Raw genomic sequence first — 20,462 nt, 5'->3', positions numbered from 1 at the left:
CCCAGTTGGTTCGCGTCGGCGGAATCCGCGGCTTCGATCCCCGATGAGGAGGCGGGGTCAGGCGGCGATCGGGTCCGTGGGCTCCGGTTCGGCCGGGGTGGATTCCACTGTGCCACGGGCGATTTCGCCGAGTTTGGTGTGATTGAAGAGCAGGTTCAGCAGGAACGCGGTGGCCGCCGCCAGGGCGATGCCGCTATTGAGCAGGATCTGCGCCGAGGTGGGGAACTTGTCGAACATGCCCTTGGTGAGCACCGGAACCAGGCCGATGCCGATGGATACCGCGACAATCGTGAGATTCACGCGGTCCGACAGATCGGCGCGGCGCAGGGTATCGATGCCGATGACCGCGATGGTCGCGAACAACACCAGACCCACGCCGCCCACCACGGGCTGCGGCACCGCCGCCACGATCGCACCGAAACGCGGTACCAGGCCCAGAATTAACAGGATCGCGCCGCTGACGGCGGTCACATAGCGGCTGTACACCCGGGTGGCGGAGACCGCGCCGACATTCTGGTTGAAGATGGTGTCGACGAACGAGCTGAATACACCGGCCAGCACCGCCGAGAGGGCGTCGCCGATCAGGCCGCGTGCCAGATCCGCGCGCTCCAGCTTCTTACCCGTGATCTCGCCGATTGCCAGCATGCTGGCGGTGGATTCGGCGAAGACCACGGCCATCACAATGCTCATGGCCACCACCGCGGTAATCGGGAATTGCGGTGCGCCGAAGTGGAACACGTGCGGCGCGCCCAGCCACGCCGTACCCGAGACGCCGTCCAGTTTGATCAGACCCATGGGGATGGAGATGAGCACACCGACCACGAGGGCGATGAGAATGCTCAGCTGCGACCAGACTCCGCGTCCGAGCACGGTGCCGATCAAGGCAATCAGCAGCACCACCGCGGCCAGCACGATATTGGAGATCGCACCGAACGACGGCGACTTCGGATTGCTACCCACAATGAGTCCGCCCGCCACGCCGATGAGCGAGACACCCACCACGGTGAGCACGGTCCCGGTCACCAGGGGCGGGAAGAACCGCACCACCATGGCGAACGGCCACGCCAGCGCTATACCCACCAGGCCGCCGATGAGCATGGAGCCGTAGACGGCGGGCAGCCCGTACTGCTTGGCAATCAAGATCATCGGGGTCATCGCCACGAAGGTCGCGCCCGTGATGATCGGCAGCCGAGCGCCCGCGAAACGCCCCAGTCCGAGACTCTGCACCAGCGTGATAATGCCCGCGACCAGCAGGTCCGCGCTGATCAGCAATCCGACGGTGGTCTTGTCCAGACCGGCGGCCGCGCCGAATACCAGCGGCACGGTGACGCATCCGGTGTACATGATCAGCACATGCTGAATGCCGAAGGCCAGCAGTCGATGCCACGGCAATCGGGTGTCGACGGGGTGGGGCGAGGTCATGATGGCTCCTTGCGGCGCGTGCGGTTGATTCAGGCTAGGCAGCCGCGGCCATCCGGTGGTTTGTCCGAAATGCCTAAGCGGAGGGCGGATCGGGTGCGGTGTTTTGTCATCGGAACCAGCGTGTGCGGCGGCGCGGATAGGCCACAGTGGGGCAAGGTGTTCATCGACCACGGGAGGCGACCATGACCGAGTTGTCCGGCAAGATCGTGCTCGGCCCGCATCAGTATGGCAAGGCCGAGAACCGGGTGGTGCGCATCTATCGCGACACCGCGCGGCACGAGATCCGCGATCTGAACGTATCGTCCTGCCTGCGTGGGGCTTTCGATGAAGCGCATACCGTCGGCGATCAGGGCGCGGTGCTGCCGACCGATTCGCAGAAGCAGACCATCTTCACCTACGCCAAGACGCATGGTGACGGGAGTATCGAACAGTACGGGCAGGCGCTGGCCCGGCACTTCGCCGATGACATCGCGACCGTGGCATCGGCGCGCATCGAAATCGAAGAGTATGCGTGGCAACGGGTTCCGGTGTCCGGCAGCGGTCACGACCACACCTGGACCCGGGTCGGCCCGGAGGTTCGTATCGCCGCCGTCACGGTGACGGGAACCGGTGCGGCACAACAGGAATGGGTGATAGGCGGTGTCAAGGACCTCGTCATCCTCAAATCCACCGGCTCCGAGTTCGCGGGCTTCCTCACCGACGAGTTCACCGTCCTGGAACCTGCCTACGACCGCATCCTCGCCACCAGCCTGACCGCCCGCTGGCGCTTCGCCACCGACCCGGACGACTGGAACGCCACATACGACGGCATCCGCGCGGTCATGATCGCCAAATTCGCCACCCTGCACTCCAAAGCCCTCCAGCAAACCCTCTTCGAAATGGGCAGGGCGGCCCTCGAGTCCTACCCCTGCCTAGCCGAAATCCGCATGTCCGCCCCCAACAAACACCACTGGCCCTTCGACATAACCCGTTTCGACGTCCCCAACAACGGCGAAGTCTTCTACGCCGACGACCGCCCCTACGGCCTCATCCACGCCGCCGTCCTCCGCGAAGACGCCCCCGCCCCCGGCACCGCCTGGGACCCCTACACCGGCGCGGTATGACCGCTGGTCATCGGACCGGCGCTGACCCCGGTACGGTCGTACGCCCTCGTCATCACACCGGCGCAGTCTGACTCTCTCGTCATCCGCCGCCGCGTCATCCCGGCGCGCTTTTGGCCGGGATCCACCGAGACATGCTGCACTGCTGCGGGTGTGGGTCCCGGCCAAAAGCATGCCGGGATGACCCGAAGAGGCAGCCTCGGGGAAGCGCCGGGAAAACAGCCCAGGCAAGCGGCCCGGGGAAGTGGCTTGGGAAGGTGGCCTGGGGAAGGGGCCCGAGGGAGGGCGAGATTTGGGATGCGGGGGTCTAGGCCGGGGCGGCGTGGGCGGTGAGGGTGCGCATGGCCAGATAGAGGTCCAGGCGGTCTTCCATGTGGCCGAGGTCGCGGCCGGTGAGTTCCTCTATGCGGCCGATGCGGTAGCGAACTGTGTTGAGGTGCAGGTGCATTCGGTCGGCGGCTTGTCGCCAGGAGCCTTCGCAGCCGAGGTAGACCTCGAGGGTTTCCAGCAGGCCCGCGCCGGTTTTGCGGTCGTAGTCGACCACCGGGCCGAGGACGCGTTCGGCGAAGCGGCGTTGCAGGCCGCCCGGGACGGCGGTGAAAAGTCCTACCGCCGTGTCGATATCGGCGACTCGGACGCTTACCGCCGCGCCGTCATCTTGGGCTGCGGTGGCGGCGGCCGCCGCGGCGGCGATGGTGCCGGGAAGGGTTTCGTCGCTCTGCTGGGCGCTCACGCCGAACGCGAGGCGAGCACCGGCCAGGGCGGGCGCGAGCCGGCCCAGGCGGCGGCGCAGCGCATCCGCCGTATCGTCCTGGCTGCCATCGACAATGGCGATGAGCCGGCCGTCCCGGTCCACCGAGGTGGTGACGCCGGGTAGTACATCGTGCAGCGCGACCCTCACCTCGGGAAGTCCTATCCCGGAAAGGGTTTCGTCCGGACGCAGCTCGCACACCACCGCGACCGCGCGCGCATCGGCGCGATCGGCGGGCTGGGCGGGGAAGCGGTCGATGAGTTCCCAGTCCAGGTGCAGGCGTTCCATACTGCGCTGGCGGTATAGCTCGGTCATGGCGGCCAGGTCCGCGCCGAAGACCTCCGGTTCGGTGGTGGCCGGTCGAATCGCCAAGTACCAGGCGGTAATTCGATCCCCGGCCCCGACCTGCAATACGCGCACGGCTCCCGTGGTGACCGCCGGCAATCGGGGCGCGGTGAGCGCGGTACCGACAATCCGATCCAGTTCATCCTCGGAGATGGGCGCCGTTCCGGCGATCACCCGGCCGGTCGCGGTGACCACCCAGGCCGAAACATCCTGCTCCAGTGCCATATCGGCGATCAGATCACCGACGCTGCTTCCACCCGCCATCGCCGCGAGCAGTCTGCGCTGTCGATCGACCCGGGATTGCACACGTCGCCAGCGCAATTCGGCCGCCTGCTCCGCCAGGTATTCGATGATCCGGCTGAACGGCACGCTCTGCGGTGCGGAAAGCAGTGGCAGTCCATGCTTTTCGCAGGCGGCCACGACATCCTCGGGTACATGCCCGTGCAGGGCTTGGCCCGCGACCACTCCCGCGATTCCGGCCTCGGCCAGCATGCCGACGTATCGATCCGAATCCGTGGCGTCCTGCCGCCACACCAATCCGGTGCACACCAGCGCGCCCGCGGTCACGAACGGCCGTGGGTCGGGCATATCGGTGGCGCAGACCCGAGCGACCGGTCGCTCCAGTTCCGCCGTATCCCCGTGCAGCAGTCGCATACGCAACTGCGGCGCGTCGAGAATGTCCCGCACCAGCACGGCGCACCTCCCGTGATCGGTCCGAATGTCCGCCACGCTAGAACGCCGGTATTTCCGCCCCGTTTCATCCATGCGGCGTCCGCCGCACAGCCCCTCGGTAGGGTGGACCGAATGAGTCGGCGCATCCCAGTCCTGATCGTGGCCGGATTCCTGGGCGCCGGCAAAACCACCCTGCTCAACCGCCTGCTGCGCAGTCGCGAGCTGCGTATCGGCGTGGTGGTCAACGACTTCGGCGCGGTGAATATCGACGCCATGCTGGTGGCCGGTCAGGTCGACGCCATGGTCTCGCTCGGCAACGGCTGCGTCTGCTGCGCGGTCGACGTCACCGAACTCGACGACCTCTTCGACCGCCTCGCCCACCCCAAACAACGCATAGACGTAATCGTCGTCGAGGCCAGCGGCCTGGCCGAACCCCGCAACCTCATCCGCATGGTCACCGCCAGCGACAACCCCCGCATCCGCTACGGCGGCCTCATCGAACTCGTAGACGCCGAACACTTCCCCGAATCCCGCACCCAACACCCCGAACTGGCCACCCACCTCCGCATGGCCGACCTCGTGGTCCTGAACAAATCCGACCGCGTAACCCCCGCAGCCCTGGCCGCCCTCCGCACCGAAATCACCGACCTGGTAGGCCAGGTCCCCGTCTACGCCACCACCCACGGCCACATAGACCCCGCCCTCCTCTTCGACATCCCCACCCGCGCCCCCGCCGACCTCCGCGCCCCCCAACAACTCAGCTTCGACGAACTCCTCCTGGAGGAAGCCGCCACCCACGACGGCAACGGCGAGTGCGGCAACGGATGTGGCGCCGGCCACGACCACCCCCACCTCCACGACGCCTACGAAACCGTCACCTTCACCACCCCCACCGACCTCAACCCCCGAGCCCTGATAGCCCTCCTGGAAGACCCACCCCCCGGCCTCTTCCGAGCCAAGGGCTTCCTGGCCTTCGCAGTCCCCGAAGACTCCCGAAAATTCCTCCTACACATGGTCGGCCGCCACATAACCATCGAACCCACCACCTGGTCCCGCCACGAACCCCGCACCACCACCCTCGTCCTCATAGGCCCCGGCCTAAACCCCGAAGCCCTAACCAAACGCCTCGAATCCACCATCCACACGGCCGACACCCCCCTCGACCCCCAATCCCTCCTCCCCATCTGGCGCTACGTACCCTCCACCGAGCCAATCCAATAGGCCAATCGAGATCACCAGGCACTCACCGTGGAGGCCACTCGCGATATGCCCCGGCCATTGCCTGGTGATCAATAGTCCAGTCGCGCACCTTGGGCGCGGAGGGCAGCGCGGATTCGTTCCAGGACCAGGCGGGGGCGTCGGCGCAGAAGGTCGGAGTTGACGCGGATTACGCGCCAGCCCAGGGCCTCCAGGTATGCGAAGCGGTCGATGTCTTTGGAGCGTTGAGCTGGATCGGTCCAGTGCTGAGTGCCGTCGTATTCGACGGCGACTCGCCAGCCCGCAGGGCCCCTGTCGGTCGGAGTCGAGGCTCGAAAGTCGTGTGCAACGGTGCCATTGCCCTATGCCCATGAATCTCCCCGTCATCCCGGCATGTTTGTGGCCGGGATCCGCACTTCGGCAAGGTCCGCGGGCGGGCATTCGGGGCGCGGGGGTTGGGTTAGCCGCAGGCGTTTACCCATTCGGAGAGGCCGTCGGTGAAGAGTTGGCGTTTCCAGATGGGGACTTCGTGTTTGATGCGGTCTACGAGGGTGGCGCAGGTGGTGAAGGCTTCCGCGCGGTGGGGGGCGGCTACCGCGACCGCTATGGCCAGGTCGCCTATGGCGAGGTGGCCTATGCGGTGGATGGCGGCTACGGGGAGGCCGGTGGATTCGGAGACTTCGGTGCAGACTCGGTGGAGGAATTTGTCTGCTTCGGGGTGGGCGGAGTATTCGAGGGTTGAGACCGGTTGGCCGCCATCGTGATTGCGGACGGTGCCGGTGAACAGGACTACCGCGCCGTGTTCGGGGCCGATCACCGCCTTCTCGACCTCGGTGGGGTCGAGGGGCTGGTCGCTGATTCGGGTGAGTGGGTCGCCGCCGCTACTCATGGCTGCCTCCTCCGGCCACCTGGGCCAGCAGATGTTCGAGAAGTTGGTCCAGGACCGCGATTCCGTCTTCGACGCCACCGGGGGAGCCGGGCAGGTTGACGATTACGGTGCGGCCGGAGAGCCCGGCTACGCCGCGGCTCAGGGCTGCCAGGGGGAAATTCGCGGTGCCGCGCTGGCGGATGGATTCGGCTACGCCGGGGAGTTCGCGGTCCAGCACGGCCAGCGTCGCCTCGGGGGTGGCGTCGGTGGGAGAGGCTCCGGTGCCGCCGGTGCTGATCACCAGCGCCGGTTCCGATGCCAGCGCCTCGGACAAGCCGTAGGCGATATCGGCGTCCGCGTAAACGAGCGGCCCTCGCACCGAGAAGCCTTGATCACCAAGCCATTTCGTTAGCACTGGACCGGTGGTATCCACCCGCGAGCCCGCTGCGACGCCGGTCGAGGCCACCAGCACGACCGCTGACTGCCCACGGCCGAATACCGGTGTCGGCGTGAGATGTGGAGCCGCCCCGGAATCCGCGCCCTGCTCGGCCGCGTGCTCGTGCGAATGATGCTGATGCGCACCATGATGCGTAGCGGCCTGCGCGCTCTGGGCGGCCATGTGCGGCTCCGCACCGGAGGAGTGCGCTGGAGCCTCGGCGTCTACCGCCGCATCGCTTACGCGATGTGTTGTGCTGTGCGCCGCGTCGGTCGTGTGCGCTGCCGCATCGGCCGGTCGGTCCGCTGCTTCGGCACTCTCCCCGGTCTGCTGCTCGCGGACCCAATGTCCGTGCTTGCCACCGTCTTTGGTGAGTAGCCGGACCGCGTGCAGGGAGGCGGCGGGGTCGACGGCTTTGATCATGTCGTGCAGGGTGAGTCCGGCGACGGCGACCGCGGTGAGGGCTTCCATTTCGACGCCGGTGGGGCCCTTGGTCTTGGCGATCGCCTCGATGGTGATGGTGGTGTCGGTGTACCCGAAGCTCACATTCACCGAGGACAGGGCCAGTTGATGGCAGAGCGGGATCAGCTCGGAGGTCTTCTTCGCGCCATTGATTCCGGCCAGCCGGGCGGTGGTCAGTACATCGGCTTTGGGCATGCCGTCGGCGCGTACCAGGCGGATCACCTCGGCGGTGGTGTGCAGCTCACCGGCCGCGACGGCCACTCGCGCGGTGTCGGCCTTGGCGCTCACATCGACCATGCGAGCGCGGCCTTCGCGATCGACGTGGGACAACTCACTCATGCCTCAAGCCTTGCACAGCCGTCTGCGCCGCAACACCAGAGGGCAGCACAGATCCGGCCCCACCGGCGGCGGTTCATCCGGTCGGATCTACAGGGGCCAGGTGCGGACAACGGTTCCGGCGGCGACCTCGACGGCCTCGGCGGGAATATCGATGAGCACATCGGCCTGGGCCATGTTGGCGATCAGATGAGACCCCTGCCCGGCCAGAGGTTGCACGCCCGCGGGGGTCAGTTTGCCGCGCAACAGTTGTCGCCTGCCCTTGGGCGAGCGGAGCGAATCCACCAGGGGGAGTTCGGAACTCGTGATAGCCGGCAGCCCGGAGAGCTCGCGCAGGATCGGCCGCGCGAACATATCGAACGACACCATGGTGCTGACCGGATTACCGGGGAAGTTCAGGACGGGCGTCCCGTCGACGATGGTGATGCCCTGCGGCCCACCGGGTTGCATTGCGACATGGCCGAATTCGCCGCCGAGGGTGGACAGCACCTCCTTCACGACTTCGAAGTCGCCCATCGACACCCCGCCGGAGGTGAAGACCACATCGGCCGCGGCGACGGCCTCGTCGAGCCGGCCGCGGAATTCGCGATGGTCGTCGGTCGAGTGGGCAATGGACACCACCTCGACCCCGTTCTCGGTGAGCGCGGCGGCCAGCGCCAGCCCGTTCGAGTTGTAGATCTGCCCCGGGAGCAGCGGCAGTCCGGCTCGAACCAGCTCGTCACCGGTGGTGATGACCGCCGCCCGCACCCGCCGGTACACCGGCAGCTCCGGAAATCCGACTGCCGCGAGTGCGGCAATATGTCGTGGCTTCAGCAATGTCCCCGCTGCCGCCAGCAACTGTCCGGTGCGCACATCGGTTCCGGCTTCGCGTACGAAATCGCCTGCGCCCCGGCTCCTTTCGATGGTCACCGAGGCGCCGTCCGAGGTGGTGTGCTCGACCGGCACGACGCAGTCCGCGCCTGCCGGAATCGGTGCTCCCGTCATGACTTTCACCGCACCGCCGGCGGGCAGTATTGCGGCCCCGGTGTTTCCGGCCGCGACCACCCCGCCCAAGGGCAGCGTGACCGGCACGACAGTCACCGATTCCGCCCGCACCGCGTACCCGTCCATGGATGAGTTCCGGAATACCGGCAGATCCAGGGGGGAGTACATATCGGCGCCGAGCCGCCGTCCGAGCGCCTGCGCCATCGGTACCGCCTCGGTCTCGCGTGCGGCCAGCGGTCGCAGCAGATCTTCGATGCGTTGCCGGTGGTCGTCGACGGAACGGGCCGGGGCCAGTGCATGCCGGGAACTCATGCCGGTGAGCCTATACGCGAGCCCGATGTGGAGAACCCTGGTCGACGAACCGCCCGGGGGGTTGCGCGGCCGGACATAATGGTCGAATGACCGTGGTCGCTATGGGGATGCCCGCAGTACGAACCGGGCTGCCCTCTCTCGACGGCCGTCCGGACACTCCGTATCTCCTGGATCGGTTCGGCCGCACCGCACGTGACCTGCGAGTATCCATTACCGAGAAGTGTTCGCTGCGCTGCACGTACTGCATGCCGGAGGAGGGTTTGCCGCCCATTCCGGTCGATGAACTGCTCACCGCCGACGAGATCGTGCGCCTGGTCGCGCTGGCTGTTCGAGAACTCGGCGTGCACGAGGTGCGCTTCACCGGCGGCGAACCGCTCATGCGCCGTGACCTGGAGAAAATCATCGCCGGTTGCCGCGCCGAACTACCGGATACGCCGCTGGCCATGACCACCAATGGCGTCGGCCTCGAACATCGCGCGAGCAAGCTCGTGGCAGCCGGGCTCAATCGCATCAATGTCTCCCTCGATACCGTCGATCGGGAGGGTTTCGCCAAGCTCACCCGCCGTGATCGACTCGAGTCGGTTTTCGCCGGAATCCGCGCGGCCAAGAGTGCCGGACTCACCCCGATCAAGGTCAATGCCGTGCTCATGCGCGAGACCCTGGCCGGCGCCGCCGATCTACTGCGCTGGTGTATCGACGAGGGCTGCGAACTCCGCTTCATCGAGGAGATGCCCCTGGATGCCGATCACGAGTGGGCGCGCGCGAATATGATCACCGCCGCCGAACTCCTGGACGTGCTCGGAACCCGTTTCACCCTTACCGAATTCGGCCGCGACGATCCGTCCGCGCCCGCCGAACGCTGGCAGGTGGACGGCGGTCCCGCGACCGTCGGCATTATCGCCTCGGTGACCCGCAGCTTCTGTTCGGATTGCGATCGCACCCGCCTCACCGCGGACGGCCGTCTACGCTCATGCCTGTTCAGTGATCAGGAGTACGACATTCGCGCGGCCCTGCGCTCGCATGCCTCGGATGCCGAGATCGCCACGCTGTGGCGCGGTGCCATGTGGAACAAATCGGCCGGGCACGGTATCGATGCCGCCGGCTTCGTCCCGCCCGCACGAACGATGGGAGCCATCGGTGGTTGAGGTTCGCTATTTCGCCGCGATAGCCGATGCGGTCGGCAAGCCGAGCGAACAGTTGGACCTACCGTCCGGTGCGACCGTCGGCGATCTGCGCAGCACACTCACGCAAACCTACGGCGAGAAGCTGGAGCCGATGCTCAAGGTCTGCGCGTACCTCATCGGCGATGAACTCACCCGCGACGCCTCGACGGTGCTGACTCCCCGCGTTGACGTGCTGCCCCCGTTTGCCGGCGGCTGATCCCCGCACCCTCCAACCCCGAACAGGTCACCTGAACAGCAAAAAGGTTGGTAACGACATGTTCGCTCTCCCGATATCCGGACTGTCCAGTCCCTCTGATCGGGAGGTGTCGCCGTGGCGCGACTGTTGCCCGCTCTACTGCTCGGCGCATTCCTGCTCGCCGCAGCAGCCCTGGCCAATGGCAGCGCAGTGACCTCACTGCACTGTAAGCAAGAGCTGTACCACCTCCCCGTGCCTTCGGTGTATCGCTGAAATGCCGCCGCTCCCAACATAAAATCGCGCCCGCTGCACGTTGGTGCAGCGGGCGCGGTGGGCGGGACTACTGATTTCGTGAGTTCGGGGTAACTCCCGGGGTACGCCCAGAATGGTTGTGGCACCTGACCGCCGGTACGCGTGCATGACGGTGAACGGCACTCAGCCGTGCGCTGAAGTCGCGGAGAGGCGGGCCGGCTACTTCCACCAGGTATCGAGCGGGGTCACCGGAACCGCGCGCTTATGGCGGGTGTTCTGGAAGATCGACTCCACCCTCTCGGAGACCTCCGGCTCGACATCCAAGCCCTCGAGGTAGTCGTCGATCTGGGAGTACTTGAGCCCCAAGGCTTCCTCGTCGGGGAGGGAGGGGCGGTCGTCCTCGAGGTCGGCGGTGGGGACCTTCTGCCAGACGCTCGGCGGTGCGCCGAGTTCCTGCAGCAGTGCCGCGCCCTGGCGCTTGGTCAGTCCGGTGAGCGGGGTGATGTCGACCCCGCCGTCGCCGAATTTGGTGAAGAAGCCGGTGACCGCCTCGGCGGCGTGATCGGTGCCGACGACGAGCAGGTTCAGCTGTCCGGCGACCGCGTACTGCAGCACCATGCGTTCGCGGGCTTTGATATTGCCGCGCACGAAGTCTCGCAGTCGAGTGGCTCCGCCGAGCAGTTCGTCGATGCCGTAGGCGGCCTCTTCGGCGGCGGCGTCGGCGCTGGGCTTGACGTTCACGGTGACCGACCGGTCGGGCTTGATGAAACGCAGTGCGATCTGCGCGTCCTGCTCATCGGACTGCTTGCCGTAGGGCAGTCGCACGCCGACGAAGGTGGCCTCGCGGCCCTCGGCGCGCAGCTCTTCGGCGGCGAGCTGGCAGAGGCGGCCGGTCAGGGTGGAGTCCTGGCCGCCGCTGATACCTAGGACGAAACCCTGTGTGGGCGTGGAGCGCAGATAGTCCTTGAGGAAGTCGATGCGCCGCCGCACTTCGGTTTTCGGTTCGATGTTCGGCAATACGCCGAGTTCGGCGATGATCGCTTCGCGCAGGTCTCCCATGCGCTCACTCTACTGTGCGGTTGTCGTCCGGGTGCCGCGCGTCCGTGGCCGGAACGATTCGGCGCACCAACGCTTCCCAGTTGTCGCCGACCTGCTCGAGAGTGAAGCCGAGTCGCCGAATCTGATGCAGTACCAGCGCTGCTCCCAGCGGAGCCAGCAGCGCGTCGGCCAGCAGTGCTATATCGCCGGGAGTTCCGGCCTGGCGCAACAGGATCGAGACGTGCGTCTTGGTGAGGTTGTACGGTGCGCCGCCGTAGTGGCTGGAGTTGTCGGTGGCCGCGCGCCGTACATCGCCCTCGATTTCGGTGAAGGCCAGCCGGGCTCGGCCGTAGGCGCACAGTCGCTCCAGCGGCGGTGCGCCGGGACCCAGTGGCGGTGGCCCGAACATGTACGCGGCCTGCAGCTTTCGATCCGATTCATCGAGTAGCGCATACATGAGTCCGGCGCGATTGCCGAAGCGGCGGAAGACCGTGCCCTTGCCGACGCCGGCCTGTTTGGCGACGGCGTCCATGGTGAGCGCGTCCGCGCCGCCGGTGCGCACCAGCTCGGCTGCCGCGTCCAGCAACAGTTTTCGATTGCGGGCGGCGTCCGCGCGTTCGGCGGGCTCGCTGTCGATGATCGGCAGCGCGGGTCCGATGCCGATCACGCCGATGGGTATTTCCGCGCCCGTGCCGGGTGCTTTGCCCGATGTCACAGTGGACCTCTTAATCGCCGGGATGAAAGTGGACCGTGGTCCGGTTAAATGCTACCGTAAGCGCCGCCGAGCGCCAGAGAGCGGGGCCTTTTGCTTTCCCGGATTCGAATGCGGTGTCGCAGGTCACGGTCTCGCGCGGCAATGTCGGGAATGGAAGCGGACCATAGTCCGGTTACTCTCGTGAAACTACCGCCACCGGATCAGCACCCGCAGGAGTGAACACCATGTCGCAGACTCGCATTCTCGCCCTCGTCGGCAGCCTCCGCGCCGCCTCCATCAACCGTCGACTCGCCGAGGCCGCCGCGCGCACCGCACCCGAGGGCGTCGAGATCGCCATCTACGAGGGCCTCGCCGATATCCCCTTCTACAACGAGGATCTCGATGTAGAAGGTGAAGTCCCGGCCGCCGCAGTTGCCCTGCGCGAGGCCGTCGCCGCCGCCGACGCGGTCCTGCTGGTGACCCCCGAATACAACGGCACCTTGCCCGCCGTCCTGAAGAACGCCATCGACTGGGCCTCGCGCCCGTACGGCGCCGGCGCGCTCAAGGATGAGGAAGTGGCCGTGATCAGCGCGTCCATCAGCGCCAATGCCGCCAAATGGTCGCATGCCGACGCCGTCAAGGCCCTCGGTGTGGCGGGCGCGAAGGTGGTCGAGGAGGCTTCGCTCAACTTCGGCACCATCGGGCAGCGCTTCGTCGAGACGCACCCGGCCGACGATGCCGAGGCGCTCACCCAGCTGGCCGCCACGGTGCGCCTGCTGGCCGAGTCGGTCGTCAAGGCAAACGTCTGAACGGCACTTCTCCGGCAACAAATAGAAGACTCCGGCGGTAGTCGCTGAATCCCGCGCTAGGCCACGGCTTTTCAGCCGTGGCCTAGCGCAATTCGGTGGGCTTCTGGGTTAACTTCAGCTCATGAAGCTATCGAGTGGCAACTCGTCCTGGAGCCGGTATTTCCTGACCGCCGCACTGGCAGTCTCCGCCACCGCGGCCGTGGTCACCGCGGGCGAAGCCGCCGCCGAATCGAATGTCAGCCTCTATCTGGGCAATTGGGCCGGATACGTGGTGAAGGGCGATTTCCGCGAGGTCAGCGCCACCTGGACGCAGCCCGAGATCTCCTGCCTCAATGAGGGCACGCTGCAGCGGGTCGTGCCCTGGGTCGGATTGAACGGCGCGAGCGACCTCAATGGTCAGGTGGCACTGCCGCTCATGCAGACGGGTGTCGAATCCCTGTGTGCGAGTGACGCTGCCTTCTATGCCGCGCTGCCGGGTCTGCTGTTCGAGAACATCGCCGCGGGGCTGGCCTATACCGATCTGCGACTCTCGGGGCTGGTCATGCATGCCGGTGATCGGGTCTCCAATGCCATCAGCGGCACGATGGACGGGATCTGCGCGACGGGTGTCCTCGGTGGCGTGTGTACTCCCGAAAAGGATGTCGACGCGTGGTGGGAGGGCTACCCCGCACCGCCGGTGACCTATGACGATGTCGAGGTGCGTCCCGGTGACACCATGCACTCGTCGGTGGCCTGGGACGGCCACAACTACGTGATGACGCTGGAGAACCGGACCGCGAATTGGACGCGCACCACGGTGCGGCCCTCCGATGTGCCCGCGCGCACCGCCGAGATCGTCCTCGAGGGTCACCTCGATGCCGCGCTCCCGGGTTTCGCGCCGATCACCTTCACCGATATCCAGATCGACGGCAAACCGCTCTCGGCCTACAACGCCCAGACCTACGGCATCGCCGCGACCAATCGGCTGCTCGCTCCCGGTCCGGTGGACGGCTCCAGCTTCACCATCGGCTGAGCCGTACTGCGACACGCCGGAGGGCTGACCGATTTCGGAGGTTTCGTACCTCCGCGCACCCCCTCCGCCGGACCTCGAAACCGCACTTCGGCCGTGACCCGTGTGGCTCGCGGGAAGCGTGTTCATCAGCGTGAACAGTGTGTTTGCCGGAAGTGTGCTGTATGCCGAAATTGTGATCTGCGCCTCACTTGTGCCGGGTTGCGAATCGAGCGTCCTGGTACTTCGTTCATATGAATTTCATCTTTGTGAGTCGCAACATGTCGTGTTGGATGAATCTGTCTGCCACTAGGTGTAGTGTCTTGGGAGCTGGAAAGGCGTGCGGCGAGACCCTCGAAGGGAGCTGCGCGACCAGGGATTTCGATCCCGCGTCCAGGGGTTTGCGCACTTACAACATGGTTCTTGTTTCAGCCGTGCACTGCATACGGATCGAAGGCAAGGAGAAGGGGAGATACCAATGACCATCACCGTTTACACCAAGCCAGCTTGTGTCCAGTGCAACGCCACGTACCGAGCCCTCGACAAGGCCGGCGTCGCGTACGACGTCATCGATATCTCCGAGAACCCGGAGGCCCGCGACTACGTGATGGCACTGGGTTACCTTCAGGCTCCCGTCATCGTCGCCGGTGACGCGCACTGGTCCGGCTTCCGCCCGGATCGCATCAAGGCGCTCGCCGAATCCGTCGCCGTCGCCTAGCGGGCCGGAGCATCTGACTACGGATCAGAGGCTCCCGCGGGTCGACCGGGACGAGAGGAGTTGAGATGACCGAGTTGTCCACGCGGACAACGAATCTGGTCTACTTCTCCAGCGCATCGGAGAACACGCACCGCTTCGTGGAACGGCTGGGTATCCCCGCCGTTCGCATACCGCTTCATACCGCCGATTCACTGCGAGTCGACGAACCCTACGTGCTGATCGTCCCCACCTACGGTGGCGGTCGGCATGTACTGGGTGGTGAGCGATCCGATAAGGATTTCGTCCCCCGTCAGGTGGCCAAATTCCTCAATGATCCCCACAACCGCGCGCTGCTGCGCGGCGTCATCGCGGCCGGCAATACGAACTTCGGTGATACGTACTGCTTTGCGGGCGAAGTGATTTCGCGCAAAACCGGAGTGCCGTACCTGTATCGCTTCGAACTCATGGGAACTGCTGAGGACGTCGAGCGCGTCCGAGAGGGATTGGAATCGTTTTGGCAACGACAACCGCACCGGTCGGAAAGACTGCCCGCGTAGAACGCCCCGTGAGCGGCGAGTCCACCGCGGGACTGGACTATCACGCGCTGAACGCGATGCTGAATCTGTACGGCCCGAACGGTGAGATCCAGTTCGACAAGGACCGCGAGGCCGCGCACCAGTACTTCCTGCAGCACGTCAACCAGAACACGGTCTTCTTCCACAACCTGCGCGAGAAGCTCGACTACCTGGTCAAGGAAAACTATTACGAGACAGAGGTTCTCGACCAGTACAGCTTCGACTTCACCAAGAAGCTGTTCAAGCAGGCGTACGGCAAGAAGTTCCGTTTCCCGACCTTCCTCGGCGCGTTCAAGTACTACACCTCGTACACGCTCAAGACGTTCGACGGTCAGCGTTACCTGGAGCGCTTCGAGGATCGCGTGTGCATGGTGGCGCTGACCCTGGCCGCCGGTGACGAAACCCTCGCGCAGGAACTGGTCGAGGAGATCATGGCCGGGCGTTTCCAGCCCGCCACCCCGACCTTCCTGAACTCGGGCAAGAAGCAGCGCGGTGAGCCGGTGTCCTGCTTCCTGCTGCGTATCGAAGACAATATGGAGTCCATCGGGCGCTCCATCAACTCCGCGCTGCAGCTGTCCAAGCGCGGCGGCGGTGTTGCCTTGCTGCTCAGCAATATTCGTGAGACCGGTGCGCCGATCAAGAAGATCGAGAACCAGTCCTCGGGTGTCATTCCGATCATGAAGCTGCTGGAGGATTCGTTCTCCTACGCGAACCAGCTGGGTGCGCGTCAGGGTGCGGGCGCGGTGTACCTGCAGGCGCATCACCCGGACATCTACCGTTTCCTGGACACCAAGCGGGAGAACGCGGACGAGAAGATCCGCATCAAGACGCTGTCCCTCGGTGTGGTCATTCCGGACATCACGTTCGAGCTGGCGAAGAAGAACGAGGACATGTACCTCTTCTCGCCGTACGACGTGGAGCGCATCTACGGGGTGCCGTTCGCGGATATCAATATCACCGAGAAGTACTACGAGATGGTCGACGACGGGCGAATTCGCAAGTCCAAGATCAAGGCTCGCGAGTTCTTCCAGACCATTGCCGAGCTGCAGTTCGAATCCGGCTACCCGTACATCATGTACGAGGACACGGTGAACCGGGCGAACCCGATCAAGGGCAAGATCACCCACTCGAACCTGTGCTCGGAGATCCTGCAGGTTTCGACGCCGTCGCTGTACAACGATGACCTGACCTACTCCAAGGTGGGCAAGGACATTTCGTGCAATCTGGGTTCGCTGAATATCGCCAAGACGATGGATTCGGCGGATCTGGCCAAGACGGTCGAGACCTCGATTCGGGCGCTCACCGCGGTGTCGGATCAGACGCACATCTACTCGGTGCCGTCAATTGAGCAGGGCAACAACGAGTCTCACGCCATCGGCCTGGGGCAGATGAACCTGCACGGCTACCTGGCTCGTGAGCGCGTGCACTACGGCTCCGAAGAGGGCGTCGACTTCACGAACATCTACTTCTATACGATCGCCTACCACGCGGTCCGCGCCTCGAACCTGATCGCCAAGGAGCGCGGCACGTACTTCGGTGGCTTCCCGGAGTCCAAGTACGCCTCGGGCGAGTACTTCGACAAGTACACCGATCGGGTGTGGGAGCCCGCGACCGCGCGGGTGCGGGAGATCTTCGCCGAGGCCGGCGTGCACATCCCCACCCAGGAGGATTGGCGCGAGCTGAAGGCGTCGGTCATGGAGTACGGCATCTACAACCAGAACCTGCAGGCCGTCCCCCCGACCGGTTCCATCTCCTACATCAACCACTCCACCAGCTCGATCCACCCGATCGCCTCGAAGATCGAGATCCGTAAGGAAGGCAAGATCGGCCGCGTCTACTACCCGGCCCCCTACCTGACGAACGACAATCTCGACTACTTCCAGGACGCCTACGACATCGGCTTCGAAAAGGTCATCGACACCTACGCCGCCGCCACCCAGCACGTGGACCAGGGCCTGTCCCTCACCCTCTTCTTCAAAGACAGCGCGACCACCCGCGACGTCAACCGCGCCCAGATCTACGCCTGGCGCAAGGGCATCAAAACCCTCTACTACATCCGCATCCGCCAAATGGCTTTGGAGGGAACCGAAGTCGAGGGCTGCGTAAGCTGCATGCTCTGACCCACTGACCACAACGAGGGCGCTCCCGGTACGAAACCGGAAGCGCCCTCGTTGTTTTCGCTGCCCTTGCGATGGGTGAGTCGGCGGACTACTCGGTCGCTCTGGGGTGACCACAGCTCGCATCCATGGTCCAAACAATCCTTTTCAGAAGTCTGTGGGGTTTGATTGTCAGCCGGGTTGGGTCCAATCATGCCGGTCTATGTGATTTCCGGGACCGAAATGACTGATGGGCAGGGCGTTTTCGCGGCGCCGACGCGCAGGTGTGCCGTGGCCGGTGCCGGAGCTTGGGGCGCTCGCATTGTGAGGTCTCCAGAACCTCGCGCGCACCGATGTGCTCGGCCCGTCACCGTGGATACGCTCGCCTCGGTCACGGCATCGGATATCAAGATGCTGGGCGGTCGATGCTGTGATCGGAAATCACACCGGGACAAGGGTTTTGGAGGTGAGGTCGGGTCCTTCCTGCCCTTGAAAAGGACCGCTGAGCAAATCGACAACGGAACACCGGCGCGGCCGTGCCGCATACAGCCGGAGATCCACCCGTCGAGCGGTGCAACCTCGCAGTCGCTCGGCGGGTTTCCGTGATCGGAATTCGGGCATGCGGGGACCGTGAGCAGAACCGCAGTGCGACAGGAATCAGCAGTACGCAACGGACACGCAGGGGCAGTGGTGCGGCGGGTGGGTGTCGGGGTGGCTGCCGCGCTGACTCTGGCGGCGGGTCTACCGGGCGCGACGGCCGTCAGATCTGCGACCAAGCCGATCACGTTGCAGTCCAGCGTGATCGGTGCCGAGTCGATCGGTCCGCGGTGGGAGCGCGTCTCCGTCGAGTCCGAGTCCATGGGCCGCGCCGTCGCGGTGGATGTATTGCACGGCTCCGGTCAGGGCCCGCGTCCGACCCTCTATCTACTGGATGGCGTTGACGCCGAACAGGTTTCGGATTGGCTGACCAAGGGCGGTGCGGCCGAATTCTTCGCCGACAAACCGGTCGATGTGGTGCTGTCGTCGGGCGGTACGGGGAGTATGTACAGCGATTGGCAGCGCCCCGATGCCGTGCTGGGCTGGAATCGCTGGGAGACCTTCCTGACCTCGGAGCTACCCGGCGCCATCGAGCCGTATCTGAATTCGAACGGCCGGCGCGCCGTCGCGGGCGTCTCCATGGGCGCGCAGGGCGCGATGATGCTGGCGCACCGCCACCCCGGCTTCTACAAAGCCGTCGCTGGAATGAGCGGTTGCTACTCCACACTCGATGACACCGGCGCGGCCGTCACCACTCTCACTGTGGCATCCCGGGGTGGCGATGTAGTGAATCTATGGGGCCCGCCGGGCACCCGCGATTGGCGTACCCACGACAGCACGCTGGGCGCGGAAGCCTTGCGCGGCATGGTTATTCACCTCTCCGCCGCCACCGGCCTACCGACGGTCCCGGATCTGACGCAGCTGGCCCGCGCCGCCGATCCGATCACGGCGCTGCGTGCGGCGGGTGGCGGTATCGCATTGGAGGCGGGCGCGCGCCTGTGCACCGAGCAGTTCGCGAAACACCTGAGCGACTTGGGAATTCCCACCACCGTCTACTACGAGGACGCCGGTATACACGGTTGGGCGGATTTCACCACCCAACTCGCACCGGCCTGGCAGACCCTGGCGACCGCGCTGGTGCCGCAGCCCGTTTCGCGGTAGTCGCCGCGGGCCCGGGCGAATGTGCTCACCCCGCCCGATAGGTACGTGCCACCAAGGCCGACCGCAAGTACCACAATCCCGCGGCCTGGGTCGGATCGAAGCCCGTCAACTGTCCGATCCGTTTCAGCCGGTAATCCACGGTATTGGTGTGCACGTGCAGGATTCGCGCCGTCCGCTGCCGATTCAGATTATTGCTGATATGCGTGCGCAGCGTCTCGAGCAGTTCGGAGTGCAGGTCCAGGGGATCGAGCACCGAGCCGAGATGATCGCGCCCCGGCCCCGGCCGGGTGAGCTGATACTCCAGGGCCAGTTCGTCGAAGCGGAACAGTCCGCGCGTCAAGCGCAGCCGGTGCACGATATCGAGGAGTTCATGCGCCTGATCGGCGGCATCCGGAATCCCCTGCGGCGTAGCCGAGATCATGGTCGCCGCGATGGGTACCCGTGCCGCCCGCGATAGTCGCTCGATCAGTTCGTCGAGTTGATCGTCGGCGAGCGCGCAGCCCGGCACCAGAATCGTCCCGCCGTCCACGCTGAGCAGTGACAGCACCTTGGCGGTGTATCCGGTGGCGAGCTCGGCCTGTAGTCGCCGCAGTTTGCGCCGCGCCACCACCGCGCCCTCCACGGTCGGCGAATGCTCCTCCGGATGCTCCGGAATCGATACCGCCAGTACGTAATACGATTCGGCGATCTCGATACCGCATTCGCGGGCCATGGTCGAGGTGCTGTGCCCGCCGAGCAGCGCCGAGCTGAGCGTATGCACCGCGGTGTGATGTTCGCTCACCACCGATCGCAGTTCCCGGACATACGCCAGCGATACCGCGCAGGTCATCCGTTCCAGCAACTCCACCACCATGGCGGCGCCGCCCAGGATGTTGTCCATATCCGCGGCGGCGATCACCAGTTCGGCGCCTCCGTCCGGATTGTCCTGCCGCAAATGCCGGGACATGGCATTGCCCATCACCAGATCGGACCCGATCTTGAAGCCCTCGTGGATGGCGCGGTGAATGGTGTCGATGGGGATGCCCTCGCGCGCCCACTGCCCGGCGGCCTCCTCGAGTCGTTTGGTCTTCTCCGGCAGGTCCTTCCCATCCAGCATGCCCACGGCCAACTCGAGGCACATGCGGGTGATGGCGGTGACATCCCCGTGCAGGGCGTCGCCGGGCAGGGTTCCGCACGGTGCGACGGTTTCCATGAAGTGCCCGACCATATGCCGGGCCAACGGTCCGACGTCCTGTAATGGCGAGGACATCGGGGTGCCGGAGATAATGAGTCCGGCGCGGGCCGGAATTTCGACGGCCATCGGCGCTCCTTCCACCCACCGGGGGCAGGCCCTCCGGTAACGAAACGCTAACGCACGGCGGGCCGGAGAGG

The 20,462-nt window shown here is 65.5% G+C and carries 19 protein-coding genes and 1 pseudogene; 11 read left to right on the top strand and 9 right to left on the bottom strand.

What is annotated here, in order from left to right; translation table 11 throughout:
• Positions 1-57: 57 nt before the first annotated feature.
• Entirely contained in the window at positions 58-1,422 is a 1,365-nt protein-coding gene (locus tag GFY24_RS16640; RefSeq protein WP_153805967.1) for a uracil-xanthine permease family protein, read from the bottom strand.
• Positions 1,423-1,604: 182 nt separating this feature from the next.
• Here GFY24_RS16640 and pucL point away from each other — a divergent pair, with 182 nt between their 5' ends.
• A complete protein-coding gene (pucL, locus tag GFY24_RS16635) occupies positions 1,605-2,525 on the top strand; it encodes a factor-independent urate hydroxylase (protein ID WP_153805966.1) in 921 nt (306 codons plus the stop codon).
• Positions 2,526-2,829: 304 nt separating this feature from the next.
• Here the strand turns inward: pucL and GFY24_RS16630 are convergent, their stop codons facing one another.
• On the bottom strand, positions 2,830-4,311 hold the full coding sequence (locus GFY24_RS16630) for a PucR family transcriptional regulator (protein ID WP_309230942.1): 1,482 nt from the start codon (positions 4,309-4,311) through the stop codon (positions 2,830-2,832).
• Positions 4,312-4,422: 111 nt separating this feature from the next.
• On the opposite strand from GFY24_RS16630, the gene GFY24_RS16625 reads away from it, so the two are divergent.
• Entirely contained in the window at positions 4,423-5,511 is a 1,089-nt protein-coding gene (locus tag GFY24_RS16625) for a GTP-binding protein (RefSeq protein WP_153805964.1), read from the top strand.
• A gap of 68 nt (positions 5,512-5,579) precedes the next feature.
• Here GFY24_RS16625 and GFY24_RS16620 read toward each other — a convergent pair.
• From GFY24_RS16620 to glp, 4 genes and pseudogenes are all read right to left on the bottom strand, one after another.
• Positions 5,580-5,804: pseudogene (locus GFY24_RS16620) on the bottom strand (DUF559 domain-containing protein); the annotation flags it as partial.
• Between the two features lie 143 nt (positions 5,805-5,947).
• On the bottom strand, positions 5,948-6,376 hold the full coding sequence (locus tag GFY24_RS16615) for a molybdenum cofactor biosynthesis protein MoaE (protein ID WP_153805963.1): 429 nt from the start codon (positions 6,374-6,376) through the stop codon (positions 5,948-5,950).
• Positions 6,369-7,592, bottom strand: coding sequence for a bifunctional molybdenum cofactor biosynthesis protein MoaC/MoaB (moaCB, locus tag GFY24_RS16610; RefSeq protein WP_153805962.1), 1,224 nt, complete (start codon positions 7,590-7,592; stop codon positions 6,369-6,371). The genes GFY24_RS16615 and moaCB overlap by 8 nt, the downstream gene beginning before the upstream one ends.
• Positions 7,593-7,679: 87 nt before the next feature.
• Positions 7,680-8,885: a gephyrin-like molybdotransferase Glp gene (gene glp, locus GFY24_RS16605; RefSeq protein WP_153805961.1), complete on the bottom strand. Its 1,206-nt coding sequence runs from the start codon at positions 8,883-8,885 to the stop codon at positions 7,680-7,682.
• A gap of 86 nt (positions 8,886-8,971) precedes the next feature.
• Here glp and moaA point away from each other — a divergent pair, with 86 nt between their 5' ends.
• The 3 genes from moaA (at position 8,972) to GFY24_RS16590 (ending at position 10,517) form a co-directional block, all read left to right on the top strand.
• The gene (moaA, locus tag GFY24_RS16600) at positions 8,972-10,030 is read left to right on the top strand and encodes a GTP 3',8-cyclase MoaA (protein ID WP_153805960.1); all 1,059 of its coding nucleotides are present in this window, start codon (positions 8,972-8,974) and stop codon (positions 10,028-10,030) included.
• Complete coding sequence (locus tag GFY24_RS42045; protein WP_309230941.1) at positions 10,023-10,265, top strand: MoaD/ThiS family protein; 243 nt, start codon at positions 10,023-10,025, stop codon at positions 10,263-10,265. Before moaA ends, GFY24_RS42045 begins: the two co-directional genes overlap by 8 nt.
• A 114-nt stretch (positions 10,266-10,379) precedes the next feature.
• A complete protein-coding gene (locus tag GFY24_RS16590) occupies positions 10,380-10,517 on the top strand; it encodes a hypothetical protein (RefSeq protein WP_153805958.1) in 138 nt (45 codons plus the stop codon).
• Positions 10,518-10,715: 198 nt separating this feature from the next.
• Here GFY24_RS16590 and nadE read toward each other — a convergent pair whose 3' ends face one another.
• On the bottom strand, positions 10,716-11,555 hold the full coding sequence (nadE, locus tag GFY24_RS16585) for an ammonia-dependent NAD(+) synthetase (protein WP_153805957.1): 840 nt from the start codon (positions 11,553-11,555) through the stop codon (positions 10,716-10,718).
• 4 nt (positions 11,556-11,559) lie between these two features.
• Positions 11,560-12,213, bottom strand: a complete 654-nt coding sequence (locus GFY24_RS16580; RefSeq protein WP_375336059.1) for a TetR/AcrR family transcriptional regulator — start codon at positions 12,211-12,213, stop codon at positions 11,560-11,562.
• Between the two features lie 260 nt (positions 12,214-12,473).
• Here GFY24_RS16580 and GFY24_RS16575 point away from each other — a divergent pair, with 260 nt between their 5' ends.
• From GFY24_RS16575 to GFY24_RS16550, 6 genes are all read left to right on the top strand, one after another.
• The gene (locus GFY24_RS16575; RefSeq protein ID WP_153805956.1) at positions 12,474-13,037 is read left to right on the top strand and encodes an NAD(P)H-dependent oxidoreductase; all 564 of its coding nucleotides are present in this window, start codon (positions 12,474-12,476) and stop codon (positions 13,035-13,037) included.
• 121 nt (positions 13,038-13,158) lie between these two features.
• Positions 13,159-14,049 (top strand): G1 family glutamic endopeptidase, encoded by an 891-nt coding sequence (locus GFY24_RS16570; RefSeq protein ID WP_153805955.1) that lies wholly within the window; start codon positions 13,159-13,161, stop codon positions 14,047-14,049.
• A 454-nt stretch (positions 14,050-14,503) separates the two neighbouring features.
• A complete protein-coding gene (locus GFY24_RS16565; protein ID WP_153805954.1) occupies positions 14,504-14,743 on the top strand; it encodes a redoxin NrdH in 240 nt (79 codons plus the stop codon).
• Between the two features lie 65 nt (positions 14,744-14,808).
• The gene (gene nrdI, locus GFY24_RS16560; protein WP_153805953.1) at positions 14,809-15,279 is read left to right on the top strand and encodes a class Ib ribonucleoside-diphosphate reductase assembly flavoprotein NrdI; all 471 of its coding nucleotides are present in this window, start codon (positions 14,809-14,811) and stop codon (positions 15,277-15,279) included.
• A gap of 56 nt (positions 15,280-15,335) precedes the next feature.
• Positions 15,336-17,417, top strand: coding sequence for a class 1b ribonucleoside-diphosphate reductase subunit alpha (gene nrdE, locus GFY24_RS16555; protein ID WP_255458692.1), 2,082 nt, complete (start codon positions 15,336-15,338; stop codon positions 17,415-17,417).
• Positions 17,418-18,092: 675 nt separating this feature from the next.
• Positions 18,093-19,091 carry an alpha/beta hydrolase family protein gene (locus GFY24_RS16550; protein WP_309230940.1) on the top strand — a complete coding sequence of 333 codons (999 nt, stop codon included), beginning with the start codon at positions 18,093-18,095 and terminating at the stop codon, positions 19,089-19,091.
• A gap of 25 nt (positions 19,092-19,116) precedes the next feature.
• Here GFY24_RS16550 and GFY24_RS16545 read toward each other — a convergent pair whose 3' ends face one another.
• A complete protein-coding gene (locus GFY24_RS16545; protein ID WP_153805952.1) occupies positions 19,117-20,391 on the bottom strand; it encodes a CdaR family transcriptional regulator in 1,275 nt (424 codons plus the stop codon).
• Positions 20,392-20,462: the final 71 nt, after the last annotated feature.

This window comes from Nocardia sp. SYP-A9097 (assembly GCF_009649815.1).
In the GTDB taxonomy this organism is placed as follows: domain Bacteria; phylum Actinomycetota; class Actinomycetes; order Mycobacteriales; family Mycobacteriaceae; genus Nocardia.
This window is presented reverse-complemented; position numbering and strand designations above follow the sequence as displayed.

Excerpts from the sequence above, each read along its gene's own strand:
- GFY24_RS16640 (WP_153805967.1), bottom strand. The coding sequence starts at position 1,422 with ATGACCTCGCCCCACCCCGTCGACACCCGATTGCCGTGGCATCGACTG.
- pucL (WP_153805966.1), top strand. The coding sequence starts at position 1,605 with ATGACCGAGTTGTCCGGCAAGATCGTGCTCGGCCCGCATCAGTATGGC.
- GFY24_RS16625 (WP_153805964.1), top strand. The coding sequence starts at position 4,423 with ATGAGTCGGCGCATCCCAGTCCTGATCGTGGCCGGATTCCTGGGCGCC.
- GFY24_RS16615 (WP_153805963.1), bottom strand. The coding sequence starts at position 6,376 with ATGAGTAGCGGCGGCGACCCACTCACCCGAATCAGCGACCAGCCCCTC.
- moaCB (WP_153805962.1), bottom strand. The coding sequence starts at position 7,592 with ATGAGTGAGTTGTCCCACGTCGATCGCGAAGGCCGCGCTCGCATGGTC.
- glp (WP_153805961.1), bottom strand. The coding sequence starts at position 8,885 with ATGAGTTCCCGGCATGCACTGGCCCCGGCCCGTTCCGTCGACGACCAC.
- moaA (WP_153805960.1), top strand. The coding sequence starts at position 8,972 with ATGACCGTGGTCGCTATGGGGATGCCCGCAGTACGAACCGGGCTGCCC.
- nadE (WP_153805957.1), bottom strand. The coding sequence starts at position 11,555 with ATGGGAGACCTGCGCGAAGCGATCATCGCCGAACTCGGCGTATTGCCG.
- GFY24_RS16575 (WP_153805956.1), top strand. The coding sequence starts at position 12,474 with ATGTCGCAGACTCGCATTCTCGCCCTCGTCGGCAGCCTCCGCGCCGCC.
- GFY24_RS16570 (WP_153805955.1), top strand. The coding sequence starts at position 13,159 with ATGAAGCTATCGAGTGGCAACTCGTCCTGGAGCCGGTATTTCCTGACC.
- GFY24_RS16565 (WP_153805954.1), top strand. The coding sequence starts at position 14,504 with ATGACCATCACCGTTTACACCAAGCCAGCTTGTGTCCAGTGCAACGCC.
- nrdI (WP_153805953.1), top strand. The coding sequence starts at position 14,809 with ATGACCGAGTTGTCCACGCGGACAACGAATCTGGTCTACTTCTCCAGC.
- nrdE (WP_255458692.1), top strand. The coding sequence starts at position 15,336 with ATGCTGAATCTGTACGGCCCGAACGGTGAGATCCAGTTCGACAAGGAC.
- GFY24_RS16545 (WP_153805952.1), bottom strand. The coding sequence starts at position 20,391 with ATGGCCGTCGAAATTCCGGCCCGCGCCGGACTCATTATCTCCGGCACC.